At 58.0% G+C, this 17786-nt stretch carries 15 protein-coding genes and 1 riboswitch; of the genes, 3 read left to right on the top strand and 12 right to left on the bottom strand.

Annotated features, from left to right (window positions below; genetic code table 11):
- Positions 1-73 precede the first annotated feature (73 nt).
- On the top strand, positions 74-1669 hold the full coding sequence (locus tag AB4K19_RS02675) for a gamma-glutamyltransferase family protein (protein ID WP_375230404.1): 1596 nt from the start codon (positions 74-76) through the stop codon (positions 1667-1669).
- A gap of 63 nt (positions 1670-1732) precedes the next feature.
- Here AB4K19_RS02675 and phnE (AB4K19_RS02670) read toward each other — a convergent pair whose 3' ends face one another.
- From phnE (AB4K19_RS02670) to AB4K19_RS02650, 5 genes are all read right to left on the bottom strand, one after another.
- Complete coding sequence (phnE, locus tag AB4K19_RS02670) at positions 1733-2548, bottom strand: phosphonate ABC transporter, permease protein PhnE (protein ID WP_375230403.1); 816 nt, start codon at positions 2546-2548, stop codon at positions 1733-1735.
- Positions 2548-3363, bottom strand: a complete 816-nt coding sequence (gene phnE / locus AB4K19_RS02665) for a phosphonate ABC transporter, permease protein PhnE (protein ID WP_436398951.1) — start codon at positions 3361-3363, stop codon at positions 2548-2550. Before phnE (AB4K19_RS02665) ends, phnE (AB4K19_RS02670) begins: the two co-directional genes overlap by 1 nt.
- Positions 3360-4151, bottom strand: coding sequence for a phosphonate ABC transporter ATP-binding protein (phnC, locus tag AB4K19_RS02660; RefSeq protein ID WP_375230402.1), 792 nt, complete (start codon positions 4149-4151; stop codon positions 3360-3362). Before phnC ends, phnE (AB4K19_RS02665) begins: the two co-directional genes overlap by 4 nt.
- A gap of 64 nt (positions 4152-4215) precedes the next feature.
- Complete coding sequence (phnD, locus tag AB4K19_RS02655; RefSeq protein ID WP_436398949.1) at positions 4216-5190, bottom strand: phosphate/phosphite/phosphonate ABC transporter substrate-binding protein; 975 nt, start codon at positions 5188-5190, stop codon at positions 4216-4218.
- Positions 5191-5212: 22 nt separating this feature from the next.
- Positions 5213-6043: a DeoR/GlpR family DNA-binding transcription regulator gene (locus AB4K19_RS02650; RefSeq protein ID WP_375230400.1), complete on the bottom strand. Its 831-nt coding sequence runs from the start codon at positions 6041-6043 to the stop codon at positions 5213-5215.
- Positions 6044-6330: 287 nt separating this feature from the next.
- On the opposite strand from AB4K19_RS02650, the gene AB4K19_RS02645 reads away from it, so the two are divergent.
- Positions 6331-7347: an extracellular solute-binding protein gene (locus AB4K19_RS02645; protein ID WP_375230399.1), complete on the top strand. Its 1017-nt coding sequence runs from the start codon at positions 6331-6333 to the stop codon at positions 7345-7347.
- A 481-nt stretch (positions 7348-7828) separates the two neighbouring features.
- On the opposite strand, the gene AB4K19_RS02640 is transcribed toward AB4K19_RS02645, so the two are convergent.
- The 7 genes from AB4K19_RS02640 to AB4K19_RS02610 form a co-directional block, all read right to left on the bottom strand.
- A complete protein-coding gene (locus AB4K19_RS02640; RefSeq protein WP_375230398.1) occupies positions 7829-8593 on the bottom strand; it encodes a 3-oxoacyl-ACP reductase in 765 nt (254 codons plus the stop codon).
- Positions 8590-9399, bottom strand: a complete 810-nt coding sequence (thiD, locus tag AB4K19_RS02635; RefSeq protein ID WP_375230397.1) for a bifunctional hydroxymethylpyrimidine kinase/phosphomethylpyrimidine kinase — start codon at positions 9397-9399, stop codon at positions 8590-8592. The genes AB4K19_RS02640 and thiD overlap by 4 nt, the downstream gene beginning before the upstream one ends.
- A gap of 9 nt (positions 9400-9408) precedes the next feature.
- Positions 9409-10047 carry a thiamine phosphate synthase gene (gene thiE, locus AB4K19_RS02630; RefSeq protein ID WP_375230396.1) on the bottom strand — a complete coding sequence of 213 codons (639 nt, stop codon included), beginning with the start codon at positions 10045-10047 and terminating at the stop codon, positions 9409-9411.
- A complete protein-coding gene (thiM, locus tag AB4K19_RS02625) occupies positions 10038-10820 on the bottom strand; it encodes a hydroxyethylthiazole kinase (RefSeq protein WP_375230395.1) in 783 nt (260 codons plus the stop codon). Before thiM ends, thiE begins: the two co-directional genes overlap by 10 nt.
- 45 nt (positions 10821-10865) lie before the next feature.
- A riboswitch (TPP riboswitch) is annotated at positions 10866-10954 on the bottom strand.
- Between the two features lie 192 nt (positions 10955-11146).
- Positions 11147-12529 carry an IS1182 family transposase gene (locus AB4K19_RS02620; RefSeq protein WP_436398948.1) on the bottom strand — a complete coding sequence of 461 codons (1383 nt, stop codon included), beginning with the start codon at positions 12527-12529 and terminating at the stop codon, positions 11147-11149.
- Between the two features lie 351 nt (positions 12530-12880).
- Entirely contained in the window at positions 12881-15046 is a 2166-nt protein-coding gene (locus tag AB4K19_RS02615; protein ID WP_375230394.1) for an esterase-like activity of phytase family protein, read from the bottom strand.
- 383 nt (positions 15047-15429) lie between these two features.
- Complete coding sequence (locus AB4K19_RS02610) at positions 15430-16449, bottom strand: LacI family DNA-binding transcriptional regulator (RefSeq protein ID WP_375230393.1); 1020 nt, start codon at positions 16447-16449, stop codon at positions 15430-15432.
- Between the two features lie 79 nt (positions 16450-16528).
- Between AB4K19_RS02610 and AB4K19_RS02605 the strand changes: the two genes are divergently transcribed.
- Positions 16529-17710 (top strand): phytanoyl-CoA dioxygenase family protein, encoded by a 1182-nt coding sequence (locus tag AB4K19_RS02605; RefSeq protein WP_375230392.1) that lies wholly within the window; start codon positions 16529-16531, stop codon positions 17708-17710.
- Positions 17711-17786: the final 76 nt, after the last annotated feature.

The raw sequence follows: 17786 nt of genomic DNA, 5'->3' as shown, positions 1-17786 counted from the left end.
GCCGCCATATTGACAAGTCCGGAGTACGCCGGCCAAAAGGTGCACCGCCTGCCGCTGGTTGAAAGGATGCACCATGAAGCTTCGCGATACGCACCATTATCCCTCCCGGCGTTCCGCTGTCACAGCTGATAACGTGGTGGCCACATCACAGCCGCTCGCCGCCCAGGCAGGGCTCTCCATGCTTGCCAGGGGCGGTAATGCCGCGGATGCCGCAATTGCTGCCGCCATCACACTGACGCTGACGGAACCCACGGGGAATGGCGTCGGCTCTGATGCATTTGCGATCCTGTGGGATGGCAAAGAACTGCACGGGCTCAACGCCTCGGGCCGCTCACCGGCAGGCTGGACACCAGAACGGTTTGCCGGGCGGGATGAAATGCCCTTTCATGGATGGGAGAGCGTAACCGTTCCAGGTGCCGTTTCGGCCTGGGTTGCCGTGTCGGAACGCTTTGGGAAACTGCCTTTTGCAGACCTGTTTGCCCCCGCCATCGCCCTGGCAGAAAAGGGATTTCTCGTCACACCGAAGATTGCCACCCTCTGGGCGCGCGCTGCGGAACAGCTGAGTGATCAGCCAGGGTTTTCCGAGACTTTTCTGCGCGATGGCAAAGCACCTGCGGCAGGTACACGGTTCCGGAATGCGCCTCTTGCGGGAACACTTCGGCGGATCGCCGAAACGAAAGGGCGCGCCTTTTATGAAGGTGAGCTTGCACAAGCCATTACATCTTTCGCCGCGGAACATGGTGCGGCCCTCAGCATGGAAGACATGGCTGCGCACGAGGCAGACTGGTGCGGCACCATCAGCCGGTCGTTCGCAGGCACAACCCTGCACGAAATCCCGCCTAACGGCCAGGGGATCGCTGCACTGATGGGCCTTGGTATTCTTGAACATACGAAGGTCTGTGACCTGGACGCCGATGATCCGCTGGCGTTCCACCTGCAGATTGAAGCCATGAAACTGGCTCTTGCAGATGCCGAAACGTATGTCGGTGACGCGGACCACATGCACGACGTCACGCCCGGTCACCTGCTGGACGACGGGTACCTCGCGTCGCGCGCAGCGCTGATCGACCCTGCTCGCGCACAGGATTTCAGTGCAGGCGCACCAAAACACGGTGGCACAGTTTACCTGACAGCGGCGGATGCATCGGGCATGATGGTCTCCTTCATTCAGTCGAACTACGCCGGTTTTGGCTCAGGTGCTGCGGTTCCCGGCACGGGCATCCATCTGCAGAACCGCGGTGCCGGTTTCTCGCTGGATCCGGCGAGCCAGAACCGTGTGGGTCCGGGCAAACGGCCATTTCACACGATCATTCCGGGATTCCTGATGGGACCAGACGGCCCGCTGATGAGCTTTGGTGTCATGGGTGGCCCGATGCAGGCGCAGGGACATGTTCAGATGGTACTGCGCACTCAGATCTGGGGACAGGATCCGCAGATGGCGGTGGACGCGCCACGCTGGCGTGTTACCGAAGGCCTCGGTGTCGCAATCGAAGATACGATGCCCGAACCAACCCTGACCGCGCTGCGGAAAATGGGGCATGAAATTTCGCTGGAAACACCAGACAACGCCTTTGGATTTGGCGGAGCACAGCTGATCTGCCGTCTGCCGGACGGCGGCTACGCGGCAGGTTCGGACCCCCGCAAGGATGGTGCGGCTGTCGGTTTCTGAGCTGACGCAGTCATACAGGGCAACGGCCGCTGTCAGCGCAGCGGCCCCGCACCGGTCACCACCTCAGATAATAGCGCCCCGCACTTTAGCGGACACCCATTCGCTGATCACGACAGCGGCCAGAATGACGATCAGGATCAGGCTCACCTGCGGCCAGGCCAGAACGTTCAGCGATGCCGACAGCTGCAGGCCGATCCCACCAGCCCCCACAAGACCGAGCACGGTCGATTCCCGGATGTTGATGTCCCAGCGGAACACCGTGATACCGGCAAAAGCAGGCAGGATCTGCGGCACAATACCGTAAGCCATGACCTGCCACCGTGACGCGCCCGTTGCGGTTATCGCCTCGACCTGCGTCTGATCAATCTCTTCAATCGCCTCATAGAGCAGCTTGGCACAGAACCCGATCGACCTGATGGCAATGGCCACGACGCCCGCAAACACACCAGGCCCTATGATGGCGATCAGAAGCAGTGCCCAGATCAGCGAGTTGATCGACCGCGTGGATACGATGATCAGCAGCGCAAGAGGACGCACAAAAAGTGCCGAGGGTGTCGTGTTGCGGGCCGCAAGAAACGCCACTGGCACAGCCAGGAAAAGCGCAATGATTGTGCCGAGTGTAGCGATGTTCAGCGTGTCCCAGATCGGGCGGCCCAGCTGACTGATGTATTCCCAGCGTGGCGGGGTCGCGCGTGTCCAGATGTCTTCGGCAATACGCGGCGCATCCCAGACGAAAAACCATGTCGTCGATTCAGAGATACGCTGCCAGCAGACGACGAAAACAGCGACCCCGACAAGCCAGCCAAACCAGCGCACCAGGCTCTCGCCGGTTGTCCGCCTGCGCCACTCTTTGACGCCTTTCTGATCAAGTACCGGCATTACTGCACCCTCGCCCGGATGATCCCGGAAAGATATTCAAGCGCCATCACGATACCGATGATCAGGATCAGGATGGCTGCTGCTGTATCGTATTCATAGCGGTCAAAGGCCGTGTTCAGCGTGGCCCCGATCCCCCCTGCCCCGACAAGCCCCAGAATGGCGCTTTCGCGGAAATTGATATCGATGCGGTACATGGAGAGACCAACAAGGCGCGGCATGACCTGGGGCTGTACACCATAATTGATCCACTGCATCCAGCGCGCGCCGGAGGCACGCACCGCTTCGGCCTGAACGCGGTCCATCGACTCAATGTCTTCAGCCAGCAGCTTGGACAGAAACCCGATGGTCGCAAATGACAGGGTCAGGAAGCCCGCCAAAGGCCCGAACCCAAAGATCGCAACCAGAAGGATCGCGACGATGATTTCCTGCAGCGCACGGCTGATCGCAACGATTCCGCGGCAGATGAGATAGATCGGCAATGGCGCAATGTTGCGCGCGGCCCCCAGACCGATGGGAATGGAAATGAGAATGCCGACCACCGATGCCGCAACGGTCATCACGATGCTTTCCAGCAGCCCGCTCCAGATATCTCCTGCCCGCGACACGAAGTCCGGCCGGGTGAAGGCGAGCACGAACTGCGCGCCCCGGTCGAGGCCTTCGTAGACACGGGACCAGTTGACTTCGATGGTCGAGAAAGCTGCCACGAAATACGCGGCAGCACACGCAATAAGCACCCAGCGCAACGCCGGATTGGTGATAAAGGCGGGTTTGCGCCAGGGCGTTCCCAGCTTGTCCTCAAGACGTACGGCGCTCATTCTGCCGCCTCTGCATCTTCGTCATCCACCTTTTCAATGGTCGCTTCCCAATCTTCTTCCCCGTAGATTTCGGTCAGCTTGTCCGGGGTCAGGCCCGTGGGTTTACCGTCATAAACGATTTCTCCGAACCGCAGCCCGACGACACGCGGCACAAACATCTGCGCCAGCGCCACGTCGTGAATATTGATGATCGCTGCCAGTCCACGCTCTTCGCACAGCTCAGTGATCAGGCGCATAATCTGGCGGCTTGTTTTGGGATCCAGGGACGCGGTCGGTTCGTCCACCAGAAGAAGCTTGGGGTTCTGGATCAGCGCCCGGCAGATACCCACACGCTGACGCTGGCCGCCCGACAGCTCATCAGCGCGTTTGTCTGCCATGTGCAGCAGGCCAACACGGTCCAGCAGCCGAAACGCCTCATCCACGTCTGCCTGTGGGTACTTCCGAAGGAAACTGCGCCAGAAACCGACATAGCCCAGCCGGCCGGACAGCACGTTTTCCATGACGGTCAACCGTTCAACCAGTGCGTATTCCTGAAAAATCATGCCCATTTCGCGACGGGCACGGCGCAGTGCTCCGGCACCGAGCGTGGTCAGATCCACATCGTCCAGTTTGATTTCACCACTCGTCGGTTCGACCAGCCTGTTGATACAGCGGATCATCGTGGATTTACCCGCACCGGACGGTCCGATCAGCGCCAGCACCTGGCCTTTAGGGACTTCCAGATCGATTGCCTTCAGGGCCTGGTCGCCTGTTTTATATGTTTTGGTCAGTTTGCTCAGACGCAGCATCAGATGCCCTCAGAAAGAGAGATCGGCAGGCCCGTAAAGAGCCTGCCGTCCGGTTGTTGTAAGGTTACTGGCAGGCGTAGCTCACGCCGTTTGCCGCATCGATCTGACGGATCACAGACCAGAATTCCTTGTAGTTCATCGGAAGGAACTGACCTTCGTTAGACTTGGAGAATTCCTCTTCCAGCGACGTGCCTTCCCATGGGAAGTTGATGAAGGCATCGCGGATCTGCGCCTGCAGTTCGGGCTTGAGATTGTGTGCGGTGCCGTAGCCCGTCGTCGGGAACGTCTGCGACTTGTAGATCGAGATAATCTGATCTTCGGTAACAACCTCTCGCTCGGTCATCCGGTGCAGAACGGAGTTCGCGATCGAGGCAGCAGGATAATCCTTGTTTGCCACACCGAGGATCGAGTTGTCGTGCTTGCCAGAGAAAACCGGCTCGAAATCGCGCTCTGCCACCATCTCATATTCGGACATCAGGATCGCCGACGGCGCCTTGAAACCCGAGTTCGAGGTCGGCGAAGTGAAGGCCAGCTGACCGCCTTTGATGTCCTCAACCTTGTCGATGCCGCTGCCCGGATAGGTGATGATTTCCATCTCATACCCGAAGCTGCCATCAGTCGCCGCCATGAGCGCGAAAGGACGGAAGCCCGCGCAGTTCACCGCCAGCGGATTGGATCCGGTGTTAAAACCAGCCACGTGCAGACGCCCGGACCGCATCGCCTCGATCTGGGCTGCGTTGCTCTGAACCGGGAAGAACACAACGTCCTTACCGGTGACCTCGGACAGGTGATCAATGAAATCTGACCAGGCTGCAGCATAAACAGCCGGGTCTTCTACCGGTGTATAGGCGAATACCAGCGTATCAGGATCCACCAGATCAGCCGGATCTGTCGGGATGTCTGCAACAAGATCGCCGTCCGCATCACAATAGCGGCTGTCCAGATCACCTCTCGGGCAGTCTTCTGCACTTGCTGTCGTTCCCATCGCCATCAGCGCAACCGCCGACGCGCCAAGCATCATTCTGAGTTTCAGTTCCATCTTTTCCTCCCTGGATGATTTTCTAATCTGTTTTCCGTTCACCCGTATCTGCGACACGGATCTCAACGTCACCCGACGCAAGCGCGGCCAGAAGCCCGCCTGCTGGTCGCTGATCGGTGAACACCGTGTCCAGGCCGTCCATTGGTGCCACATGCGCGAGCCCGGTCAAGCCGAATTTATTTGAGTCGATCAGAAGCTGCCCCATGCCGGCCCGGCGCAGCATTTCGCGTTTCACGGCGGCGAACCCGGGCACGGTCTCCGACACACCCTCAACCGACAATCCAGAGGCACCGATCATGCACCGGTCCACCCGGAACCCGCGCAGAAACTCGAGTGTTTCAGTTCCTGTGACAGCGCTTTCCTCTGGCTGATATTCTCCCGGGCACAGCATCACATCAGCTTCAGCATGGCCAAGTGTCATAGCAACGGGCAGTGAATTGGTGATGACAGTGCAGGATGTACCCCTGTAGGCCAACGCCCGGGCCAGTCCAATGGTCGTCGACCCTGAATCGATCATCAGTGTTTCGCCATCGCGCACTGTGGAGGCCGCGAGGGCCGCTATTCTTTCGCGTTCGTCCACCCGGGCGGATGTGCGTTCACTCAGACTGGGGTAATGCCCCTGCAGCGGAGCTGTTGCGCCACCATGCGCACGGTCGATCAGCCCGTCTTCAGACAGCGCATCCAGATCGCGGCGCAGCGTCTCAGGAGACACACTGAACCGCCGCGCAAGCGCACTGATCCGCACATGCGGCCGCAATTTCAGCTCCAGCAGAATCTGCCGACGCCGCTCCGGCTTCTTCAGTCTGCCGGTCACCGGGCCGGACCCGCTGCTGGTACTGACGATGTCCGTCAAATGATTCACTCCCCTCAGGCGAGGTTGTGGTCTTTTGCAGGTTTTGGCAAATATTTTGTTGCAAACACCTCGTTTTAGCCTGACCAGGCCCTTCACGGGTCTGAGCTGCAGGCGGGGGCTATCACGGCAGAGCAGTTCGCCGGATTTTGGTATGCGCACGCATTCCGACAGAAAAAGTCAGAATTTCCCCACATAATGCTTAGTATTTTACTCAGAAAGGGTTGAACTGCCGCCAGAATACTGTAGTTGACGAAAACAGTAAGATTTTCACTGATCCGGAGATACCGATGAAAACCAAAACTTCTGTACTAGCCCTGACTGTTGCGGTTATCGCAACCAGCGCTGCAGCCGAAGGCGAACTGAACCTCTATTCTTCGCGTCACTACGACACTGATGAGCGCCTCTATTCGGACTTCACGGAACTGACGGGTATCACCATCAACCGGATCGAAGGTAAGGCAGATGAGCTCATCGAGCGCATGAAGGCAGAGGGTGCCAATTCGCCCGCAGACATTCTGCTGACAGTAGACACGTCGCGCCTGGAGCGCGCCAAGGAAGCCGGTATTCTGCAATCCATCGACAGCCCCCTGCTGGAAGGTCGTATCCCGGCCAGCCTGCAGGATGAGGACAACCAGTGGTTTGGCTTCAGCCAGCGCGCACGCATCATTTTCTACAACAAAGACACAGTCACGGCACCGCCCACAACATATGTCGCCCTCGCGGATCCGGCCTATAAAGGGCAGGTCTGCCACCGCTCTTCCTCGAACGTATACTCGCAGACACTGCTGTCCGCAGTGATCGAAAACCATGGTGCTGAAGCCGCAAAAAACTGGGCGCAGGGCGTCGTTGAAAACTTTGCGCGCGACCCGCAGGGCGGCGACACGGATCAGCTGCGCGGCCTGGTCTCCGGCGAATGCGACATCTCGATCTCCAATACCTATTACTTTGCGCGCGCGATCCGCAAAGAGGTCAGCGGCCTGTCCGCTGATGAACGTGCCAACATCGGATGGGTCTTTCCGTCGCAGAATGGCGAAGGCGCGCACATGAACCTTTCCGGCGCCGGCGTGGCAGCGAACGCGCCCAACAGGGAAAACGCGGTTAAGTTCATGGAATATCTCGCCAGCGATCAGGCACAGCAGTATTTCTCGGCCGGCAACGATGAATACCCGGCCGTGCCAGGTGTGGCGATCAGCCCGTCTGTGGCCCAACTCGGTATGTTCCGGCCGGATGACGTCGATCTGTCCGCAGTTGCAAAAAACGTACCAGCGGCTCAGCAGATCTTTAACGAGGTCGGTTGGAAGTAATACCGGAGCTATCCGAAGACCCGGGCGCGGCGCACAGCCGCGCCTTTTCTTTTTCCATCGAAGGAATAGCCGACGAGACACACGAAAACATGGCCACACTGGAAAATAGGAACCGACGTTAGATCGAAGGCTTCAAAAGTCCGGAAAAATGAACCGGACCCAGAAGAAATAACGTTCAGTCCAGAGTGAGAACTGCAATTATTTCCGTGTAGTGTATGGTCCCGGGGGCGGCGTCGCAAAAATTGACCAACATACCGAAAATAATAACAGGAAAATTTTCCCATTTGGGCGATGCCCCAAACATGCCCCCAATTTCACATTTCGGCCCAGAGCGGACGTTGAATCAACGTAAATATTGCCGCGGTCGCAGCGCCAAACCCGACTTTCGCTTTAGCCGCACTGTCTGAGATCGTTCAAACCTACAGATCACGGTGCGAAGCGGCTATTTCAGAACCGTAGCGGAATCTCTGCTTTACCTGTCTTAGCCAAACACGAGCCCCCCATCGACTACGAGGTTCTGGCCCGTGACAGCCCGCGCCCAGGGGCTTGCGAAGAAGAGAACGGCATCAGCGGCGTTCTCTGGCGTGGTAACAGACCGCAAAGGTGTAACACCTGCAATGTAGTCGAATACCTCATCAGGCGTGGCGGCGCTTGCGTCCGTGGTTCTCAGCAAGCCGCCCGAGACCATGTTTACCGTAATCCCCCTGGGCCCGAGTTCGGCTGCAGTCGTGCGCGTCAGCGCGAGCAATGCGGCCTTGGCCGAGGTGTAATCGTGGTATGGGACGACCGGGTTCTGGACGAGGTTTGTACCGATAGTGACGATACGTCCAAAGCCTTCTTGCGCCATGGCTGGTGCCGTTGCGTGAATGACGTTGAGTGCTCCCAGGACAGCCGTGCGATGCTGGGAGACCATTTGTTCGGCTGTCAACGTATCGAGAGTAGATCTGGCATCACCGTTGAAGCTGTAGTCGGCCAATGCGTTGTGAATGACAGTCGTAATCGGGCCGATATCCACTTCAGCCTGCCTGACCATCTGCGCAACGTCGTCTGCATTATTAACGTCTGCCTGCAGGGCGATCACCCGGTCACCCAGGTTCGCGGCGAGCGCTTCGGCGGCACCTTTGCTGTTACGGTAGTTGATCACCACTTTTGCGCCTTCACGGGCAAAGGCGCTCGCGATGGCCGCGCCAAATCCACGCCCGGCACCTGTCACCAAGACGGTCTGCTCACTGAGAGCTTTGCTCATGTTCTGTCCTTCCAAAGATCATAGAAATGGTGAACTGGCCCGTGGCCTTGCCCGACTGACTGTTGGTCTGCGGCCGCAATCGCGCCAGAGACGTAGCGTTTTGCCTCCTCCACCGCCGCGCTGGGCTTAAGCCCTTTCGCGAGCTGCGCGGTTATCGTCGACGACAATGTGCAACCTGTGCCGTGGGTATTCTTCGTCGCGGTACGCGCGCCTTCAAACCAATGCAGCGCGGCACCGTCCCAAAGGACATCGGGGCTTTCATCACTTTCAAGGTGCCCACCTTTCACCAACACAACGTCCGGGCCCAACTCTGTAAGCGCGCGGGCTTGCGATGCCATAGTATCGCGATCTTCCGCCTCCGGCTGTTGCAGCAGTCGCGCCGCCTCCGGCAGGTTCGGCGTAAGAACCATTGCTGAAGGGACGAGGGCCGTGCGCAGCGTTTCCATCGCATCCTCCTGCAGGAGAGGTGCGCCGCCTTTTGCGATCATCACCGGGTCAAGAATGATGGGGATATTGCGGTGATCGAAGAGTGCTTCGGCCACTGCCAGGGCTATCTCTGCGGTCGCAATCATCCCAATCTTCACAGCATCAACCTGGACGTCGGCGAAAACCGCGTCGATCTGCGCTTTTACAAATTTCGGTGGCACAAGTTCAACGCCGGTCACGCCCTGCGTGTTTTGCGCGGTGAGCGCCGTAAGGGCGGCCATCCCATAGACACCATTGGCCGCGAAGGCCTTAAGGTCAGCCTGAATGCCAGCGCCACCCGATGGGTCTGATCCGGCAATAGTGAGTACATTCTTGATCATGGGCAGTCCTTAGTCCTGGGGGTGCAAGGCGCGACACAGGTTTCGGGCCGCGCTTTCCGGGTCGGGCTGACCACAAATCGCCGAGACGACAGCCATCCCGTCGCATCCTGCCATAAGCACATCGGCGGCGTGCTCCTTCTTCAGTCCGCCAATGGCGACAGTCGGCAGCTGTGCCAGGCGCACCATTTCGGACAAACCTTCGAGCCCGATGGTTGGCTTGTGGTCCGTCTTGGTTGACGTAGGGAAAACTGTTCCGAGGCCGAGGTAGTCAACCAGGTTCGCATCGGCCGCCGTCACATGATCAGGTGCTTCACAAGAAAGGCCGATGATCTTGTCGCGCGCCAACCGCTGACGCGCCATGGGCGGGGTCACGTCATCCTGGCCGATATGGACACCATCCACATCTGCCACCACAGCGGCTTCCAGATCATCGTTGATGACGAGGGGGACACCTGTCCCTGACAATGCATCTTTGAGAGCATATGCCGCTGCGATACGGTCGCGCGTCGTTGCATCTTTGTCCCGCAATTGCACGAAGCTCACACCGCCGCGCACCGCCGCAGTCACTGTCTCAACTAACGCCGGACCAGGACAAAGTGTCGGGTCGGTGACAAGGTACAACCGCAGGCTTTCGGGATTCAGAACCATGCAACACGCTCCTCGCTGAGATCACCTGGCTGGAGCGCGCAGAGCGCATCGATGAATGCGACGGAAAAGCTGCCGGGGCCCTGTGCGCCCTTTGCCGCCTGCTCTCCTGCTTCGGCGAAATGCACGAATGCCGCGATCGTTGCGCCAAGGCTGGGCGCAACAGCGGCATAGGCCCCCACCAGTGCAGTCAGAGAACACCCCAAAGCTGTGATTTTGGGCATTATGTCTGATCCGCCGGTTATGCTGGCGCTGCGTGTGCCGTCTGTGATGAAGTCAACGGCGCCTGACACCGCAACCACACAGCCGTGGCTTTTTGCAAGGGCCAGCGCTGAGCTTTGTGCGTCACTGACGCTGTCGCCACTGTCCGCCCCCTTGCCCGCCCCGACGCCACCAGCGAGCGCGATAATTTCAGATGCGTTCCCCCGCACGACAGTTGGTTTGAGCGCCAACAGATCCAGCGCGGCTTTGGTGCGATACGGCGTCGCGAAATGAGCAACCGGATCAAGCACCCAGGGCACATTGGCAGCATTTGCGGCGATGGCGGCAGCTTTCATGCTTTCCACCCAGGGGGCCGACAGGGTACCGATATTAATTGTCAGCACCCCGGCGATGGGTGCGAAATCAGCAACCTCTTCGGGGGCATGGATCATTGCGGGCGAAGCGCCCGCCGCGAGGGTTACGTTCGCTGCGATGTTCATAGCAACGTAATTTGTAATGCAATGGACCAGTGGCGCGTTCGCGCGCAGCGTTTCTAAAGCAGAATTGGGTTTCACCCGGTCTTTCCTTTTCACAACAAACGGAAAGACGCTGCAGGCCTATCAAGCCTGAAATTGCCTCCCTCCGCCGGCATTATCCGGTTCAGGTTCAAAGGGTACATCTCAGCCTTGCGGCGCCCCTGACACAGGAAAAAATAGGCTATTAAAGCCGGAGGTCAATCCTTGTTTAGATTTCCCGGAGTTAACCTTTGATGCAGTCGTTTAAACAGCATGCAGCGTATGTGTTCGTTGGGCTGATTTCGTTGAAAAAGGCGTTTGATCTTGTGTGTTGGGGATGGGTTCTGCGAATGTTTTGTTGGGCAGTCTTGGGCGGTGCCGCCTTGTTACCCAGCGGCTGGGGCCATCGGCTTGAGCTTTGCTAGTTTCCGGAGGTTCTGGGCGATAGCTGCGAGGTTGAATTCGTCTTGAACGCCGCATGGCCCTCGTAATCTCAGCCGTCCCAAGCCGAGGATGCGCTTGAGGTGGGCGAAGAGCATCTCCACCTTCTTACGTCGGCTCTGTGCGGTTGGATTGTAGTCGGACGCCGTGCATTGGCGGGTGAAGTCTCTGACGATTTCGTACTTCTCGCGGTGGATGGCACGGGCCTCTGAGTTGGGGCAGCATTTGGCTTTCAACGGGCAGCTTCTGCAGTCTGCGCTTCGGGCCCGGTATTTGCGTGATCTCCAACTTTGCAGATTCCGGCTTGGATCAGAGTAGGTGCGCCAGGTGTGCCGCATCTCTTTGCCTTCAGGACAGATGTAGCGGTCGTTCTCATCGTCCCAAGTGAAGTCGGAACGTGAGAACGTCCCGTCCTTGCGCTCGCCTTTGTCGAAAACGGGGATGAACGGCAATATCTTCCGTTTGAGCGCCAGCCAGACCAAATTATCGGTCGAGCCATAGGCGGTGTCTGCGGCGATCCAATCCGGCTTCAGGCCGAAGCGGTCTTCGGTGCGGTCGAGCATCTTGCGCATAGCACCGACTTCGGCGGTTTTGTTTGACCGGCTGGCGTCCACATCGACGATGATCCCGTGATCTGTATCGATCAGGTAATTGTCGGAATAAGCAAAGAATGCTGGCCCTTTGCGCGCAGCCGTCCATTGGCTTGCTGGATCGGCATGGGCGGTAAACTTCGGCTTGGCCGTGGTCGCCGCCCCGAAGGCTTCGTCGTCCAAAGTGTCGAGATACTCGCGTACAGCACGGGGGGCATCATTCGGGTCAATCTTCCGGGCCGCCCAGTCATCTGGATTGCTGGAGTTCTGCTTCTGGACGTCAGCACTGATCAGGCTGGCATCGACAGCAAAACCCTGACCACCGACAAGGCCTTCCTCCATGCAGCGTGCCACCGTTGTCTCGAAGACATGGCGCAGCAGATCGCTTTCGCGGAAGCGGCCATGTCGGTTCTTTGAAAACGTCGAGTGATCCGGGATGCGATCCGTCAGGTCGAGGCGGCAAAACCAACGATACGCCAAGTTCAGATGCACCTCCTCGCAGAGCCGTCGCTCTGACCGGATGCCAAAGCAATACCCCACCAAGAGCATCCGGATCAGCAGCTCAGGATCGACCGAAGGACGACCTGTGTGGCTGTAGAAATCCGACAGATGCGCACGGATGCCGCTCAGATCGACAAACCGATCAATCGACCGCAGCAGATGATCTAGCGGAACATGATCCTCCAGCGAAAACTCGTAAAACAACGCCGCTTGCGCTTCCTGCCTCGGTCCCATCATCGCAGATCCTCCCGCCTGTTGGGCAAATTGAATCAGGGCTCTGCCCCTCAAGCAAGCAAGAGTTTTTCAACAAAATCGGCTCTCTAACGCCGTCCGATGCAACGCAGCATCGGGTACTCCACGCTAACGGAGAGACATAGCGCATCGGCCCAAACCGGACGTTAAACTGGTTAAGTGGATTCTGCGCAAGCAACCGCCAAGCGGATATTGAGGAATGGTGGCCGTGTTTGAGATGCCAGTGTTTTTAACGGCTAACGGATAGTTTCGCGTTGTCCACCCGGTTTAACAAAAGAGGACCCGCGCTTAAGCGGGTCCCCAACAGTAAAGGTGGCCTCAGAACACGCTATAGGGTCAATTTGTAGCTCCAGGTGTTCCGATCGAGAAAAACATCGTCTCGCCTGAATGATCATCGACGCCGTCGTTGTCGGTGGACACATAAATCTCGCCCGTGTTTATGATTGCCATCCCTTCTACCTTGTCGAGGACATAGCCACCGGTGGACACAAGATCAGGCAGCAGATCGTGGACCAGTTCCTTTGAGACGACAGGTGCGTCCTCGCTCAAAGCGACTGGGACCATCTCAGCTGCAGGAATACGGTAGATCTTCTTGGTCACAGCTTCCGAACCATGCTGGTTGTCGCGCTCAAGAATGTAGACCCAATCGCCATGTGCCGTGATCTCTGACAAGCCAACCCAGCCTTTTTCAGGCGCAGCCTTTTCGTAACGAACATAGCCCCACTCTTCGGTTTCGATGTTGTATGCTATCAGTTTCACATGGTTTTCCGGATCATCTTTCCATTCGCGTTGCACAGCCATCCACAGAGTGTTCCCGATTTTGGTGATACCCTCGAAGCCAAAGCGGCGCTCGACGGCCAGCAGCTCTGCAGGCAGACTGATTTCGTCCTGTATCGTGCCGTCAGCGGCGATGTGATAAAGCCCATGTGGCACCATCCGATCAGTACGCCCTTCCGACGCAACCCAGAAGCCGCCCTCGCCATCCAGCGCGATGCCTTCCATATCGAGTTTTTGCGCTGGATAACCACCGCGCGTAACGCGCGTCGCCGCAGTGACCTGCACGGGAAGAGCGGACGCATCAATGGTGAAGATCGTCGGCTGGTAACCATAGAAGCTATCGTTGACCGCATAAATGGTGGAACCTTCGCCCGCCACCATGCCAGAGATCGCGCCAAAACCGATCAACTTTTCCGCGCCCTCGGACGTAATCTGTGGGAAGGCCGCTGGCGCGTCGGAATACTGATACAACATGACATGCGCCCTCGCCGCGCCGTCTTCGAGACCGTCGTATTCGTTCGCCGTGGCCAAAAGGCCACGCGCCGGGATCGCCACGGCCCCTTCTGGCGAGATACCCGAGGGCAGCAGTTGCTTAAGTTCGGCATTGGCCGGGTCTGACACGTCGTAGACACCCACGATCGAGGATCGCTCTGCCATCACGAAGACGTAGGGCGTGTCGCCGAAAACACCGAATTCCATACCTTCGGGTTCCACGCCTTTGCTATCAGAACGCTTATCTGGATAGTGACCCACCTGAATGATGGCATGCTCAAAGCTGACACCGCTTTCGAACACCTCGGTGCCATCCTTGTGGAAGATGGTCATGCCGCGCGACCCGCCATCCATATCGCCTTCATTGGCGATGGCGAAGTGGTTGTCATCGATCCATTGGATGCCATCAGGTTCGCGTGGGATGCCTGACTGACTTTCCGTGAACTTCAGCGCACCACGCTCGTCGGTGGCGTCAATGTACTCGAGATCGACTGTGCCAGCGGAAAAATGCGAGACAATCGATCCATCCCATGCCACGACCGCGATGTGGTTGTTTTCCTGCAGTGTTACAACCGTTTCACCAAGGCTGTTAATGTCGACAAATTCGGGCTCCGGGTCCTCACCCGCCACATCGGCAAGGCCCGTCAGGTTCGCACGGATCAGGCTGCTGCAATCCAGGCTGCCATCTTTAATATTAATCATCACCAAATCGCCAGCGGGCATCTGCGGCACTCGCCCATCACCCAAATCCTCATCACGCTCATTCTCGATCGCCACTGCGATGAATGAACCATCGGGCGCTTTGCCTGTGCTGTCGGGCTGGCCGCCCAGGTCGCAACGCGCAAGTTCGGTCATGGTTGCCACGTCAATCGCTTTGATCATGCCCGACGGTGCCGTGAAGCTCTCAGTTGTGTTGATGCCTACGAACGCGGTCGTGCCAATAACGGATACCGCGGTCGGCTCCCCATCCATCTCCATGACGCCAAGCGGTTGCGGATTGGCCGGATCTGAGATGTCGATTGCCCCGATCACACCCGCTGGGCTGTCGGTGTAAACCAGCGTCATGCCATCTTCGGTTACATCAATAATCTCTGCAGAGGTTTCTTTGGGGGCATCCCCCTCAAAGTTAGTGGTCACCGGAAAAGACGCGATGCGATTGAAACTCATTTCAGCCGCGACAGGACCGGCGAGAAGTGCGAGCGCGACGCTGCTGAGCAATATGGATTTTGTCATGGATACCCCCTTGAGTTCATTCAGCAAGCGACATGCGCGGAGAAGGTAACAAGGGTGTATCGGTTTTGTGTCACCCGCATGAAACTCTGCACGGGCACCAAAGTAAAAGTTATGGCACCTGCACCGATGGAAGATCAAAATAACTCCGTGCCTATAGTCGATCCTAGGTGCTGGCCATCGCGATACCCAGACCTACCGGCCCATTCCCGATGTTCATCGCTCCGTTAAGATTCTGCGGTTGCAGTCCGCTTTGCGGCCATTCTCTGCACGCGCAAAGTTAGAAACTACAAGCACTGACAGGCTGCGGGATTGATCAGTTGTTACCAATCGATGCGATGATGTCGCTCTTCATGAGAGAGAGTGCACACTCAGCTCAGAAGAATTCATCGTGGAACGTTTACGGGCGTCACTACCTGAACGGTGGAGATTGGCGGCACTCCAAGATCGCTGCGGAGCCGGTGGCAGGCGAGGAAGGCATCGAACGCATGTCCGATGTCCAGTCTCAGATCATGGTGCAGGACGAAGTCCAGACGCCCGTTCAAAACAAGCCTTCTATTCTCCCGATCAAGGTCGTGGGCCACGTAGACCTGAGGCCGAAGACCATTGTCTTCCAAAGTGCGGAGGATTGATTGGTTGCCACCGCCCATCGAGTAGACGGCGCGCAGATTGCGCAAGCTGCCCAGAGCCGGCGTCAGGAGCTTTGACGTTTCAAAGTCGACGCCGCTACCACCTTGGATCGCGATGATCTGCAGCTCTGGCCGCAGGTCCGCTAATGTTTCGCTGAAGGAGGCTTCGCGCTCTTCTTCCCCCAGAAAGCGTTCGTGGCTGCGCGTGGCCAAGACCTGCCCCGCCCCGTCCCCAAGCACTTTCGAGATCAGGTAAGCGGCAGTGCGTCCGGCGCCTGTATTGTCCAATCCGACATAGGCATGCCGGTCGGTGCCGCCGATATCGGTGACGAGGGTGACTACAGGAATACCAGCGTCGGCAAGCATTTTGACGGCGTCTCTGATCTTGCTCGTGTCCCGGGCCTTGAGGCAGACACCATGGCTGCCGCGTTTCATAATACGTTTGAGCGCCGCAACGACCTCATCTTCTTCCATTATGTCCTGCAACAGAAATCGCGGACGGCACACGGCGGTTCCAATCTTCGGAACGATCGCCTCGGCTGCCGCCTTCACCTCGCGGCTGAAGCGAGCTGGTGCCTCGACCACAAAGTCGAAGAACAAGCGCCGGCCACGGGCCGCAAGCTGGGCTTCCTGGGCCTTCAATTCTTCCAGAGCGACCGTAACACGCAGCTTTGTCTGAGGGCTCACGTGGGCCCGGCCATTCAGAACCCGATCGACTGTGGCGGTGCCAAGACCTGCCTGCCGCGCGATCTCTTTGATAGGAAAACGATGTGTCATTTGATGTGTTTTTGATGCGTTTCCGGACCCAACGCAATCCCCGCGCCCGTATCCTGTTCGGGACAAGGGAGGAGACGTCATGAAGGATACCGTCGATAACACAATCGCCTATTACGACCCCGATACCTGTGATCTAGGCGAGTTTACGGAACTTATTGGTCAAGAGACGCATCGCGAGCAGGTGCCGCATGCGGCCGCCATTGAAAAGAATATCCCGATCTACGACATGGCGAAGTTGCGTTCGGCACTTGAAGATGCGCGAACCCGTCGCGCGATCATGGCGGAATGGGCGCAAGTCCTGCGCTCCGGTGCTGGGGTCTTGGCCTTGAAAGAAGCCTATGCCAATACGGCAGTTCTGGACGAGGCAACCCGCATCTACAATGGCATTATTGCGGAAGAGAAGCAGAGAACCGGAGGTGGTGGGGATCATTTTGCAGCGTCGGGAGCGAACAATCGGATCTGGAACGCGCTTCAAAAGCTCTGCGAAGCCTCGCCCGAGGTTTTTCTGAACTACTTCGCAAACACGTCTATCGCGGCAGTCTGCGAAGCCTGGCTGGGGCCGAATTATCAGATGACGGCGCAGGTAAACCTCGTACACCCAGGCGGCGCGGCACAGCAGGCGCATCGCGATTACCATCTGGGATTTCAAACCGCGGATGTCAGCGCATCTTATCCTGCGCATGTCCACGATGTTTCGCCAATTCTGACGCTTCAGGGCGCTGTCGCACATTGCGATATGCCTTTGAAAAGCGGCCCGACCAAACTGCTGCCCTTCTCGCAAGCGTATCGTCCAGGCTATGCAGCATGGCGCCGCGAGGAATTCCGCGCACTTTTTGAAGAACGCTATGTGCAGTTACCTCTGGCCAAAGGAGATGCTATTTTCTTCTCCCCCGCCTTGTTTCACGCAGCGGGTGCGAACACGAGCCACGACATTCACCGCTTCGCCAACCTTCTGCAGGTGTCATCGGCTTTCGGTCGCGCAATGGAGACAATTGACCGGGATAAGATGTGCAAGCTGCTGTACCCACACGCAGTTCAGGCCAAACAGGAAGGCGCGCTCAATGCAGCTGAGCTATCCGCCGCAATTGCGGCGACTGCCGAAGGGTACTCGTTCCCGACCAACCTTGATCGCGATCCGCCGGCAAACGGCCTCGCTCCAGAAACCCAAGCGGCCTTCTTTCGGCGCGCCTTGGCCGAAGGTATCGAAGAGCATGTCTTCGCCGAGCGGCTTGATCAGATGAATGAAGCGCGTGGAGCTTAGAACCGCTGAGCGAGGCAGCGAAACTCAAAAGCCGTGGGCGTCTTCACAGTCTGCCTATTCCCGTGTCGAACTCCTC

Origin of the sequence: Roseobacter phycocola, from assembly GCF_042055075.2 — a bacterium.
Taxonomy (GTDB): Bacteria; Pseudomonadota; Alphaproteobacteria; order Rhodobacterales; family Rhodobacteraceae; genus Roseobacter.
The sequence above is the reverse complement of the archived record's forward strand: the minus strand, read 5'-3'. Positions and strand labels throughout refer to the sequence as shown.

Bases quoted from the DNA above. Each gene is read 5' to 3' on its own strand.
- AB4K19_RS02615 (WP_375230394.1), bottom strand. From the start codon at position 15,046: ATGACAAAATCCATATTGCTCAGCAGCGTCGCGCTCGCACTTCTCGCC.
- AB4K19_RS02605 (WP_375230392.1), top strand. From the start codon at position 16,529: ATGAAGGATACCGTCGATAACACAATCGCCTATTACGACCCCGATACC.
- AB4K19_RS02675 (WP_375230404.1), top strand. From the start codon at position 74: ATGAAGCTTCGCGATACGCACCATTATCCCTCCCGGCGTTCCGCTGTC.
- phnC (WP_375230402.1), bottom strand. From the start codon at position 4,151: ATGCTGCGTCTGAGCAAACTGACCAAAACATATAAAACAGGCGACCAG.
- AB4K19_RS02645 (WP_375230399.1), top strand. From the start codon at position 6,331: ATGAAAACCAAAACTTCTGTACTAGCCCTGACTGTTGCGGTTATCGCA.
- phnE (WP_375230403.1), bottom strand. From the start codon at position 2,548: ATGCCGGTACTTGATCAGAAAGGCGTCAAAGAGTGGCGCAGGCGGACA.
- AB4K19_RS02620 (WP_436398948.1), bottom strand. From the start codon at position 12,529: ATGATGGGACCGAGGCAGGAAGCGCAAGCGGCGTTGTTTTACGAGTTT.
- thiD (WP_375230397.1), bottom strand. From the start codon at position 9,399: ATGATCAAGAATGTACTCACTATTGCCGGATCAGACCCATCGGGTGGC.
- phnE (WP_436398951.1), bottom strand. From the start codon at position 3,363: ATGAGCGCCGTACGTCTTGAGGACAAGCTGGGAACGCCCTGGCGCAAA.
- phnD (WP_436398949.1), bottom strand. From the start codon at position 5,190: ATGGAACTGAAACTCAGAATGATGCTTGGCGCGTCGGCGGTTGCGCTG.
- AB4K19_RS02610 (WP_375230393.1), bottom strand. From the start codon at position 16,449: ATGACACATCGTTTTCCTATCAAAGAGATCGCGCGGCAGGCAGGTCTT.
- AB4K19_RS02640 (WP_375230398.1), bottom strand. From the start codon at position 8,593: ATGAGCAAAGCTCTCAGTGAGCAGACCGTCTTGGTGACAGGTGCCGGG.
- thiE (WP_375230396.1), bottom strand. From the start codon at position 10,047: ATGGTTCTGAATCCCGAAAGCCTGCGGTTGTACCTTGTCACCGACCCG.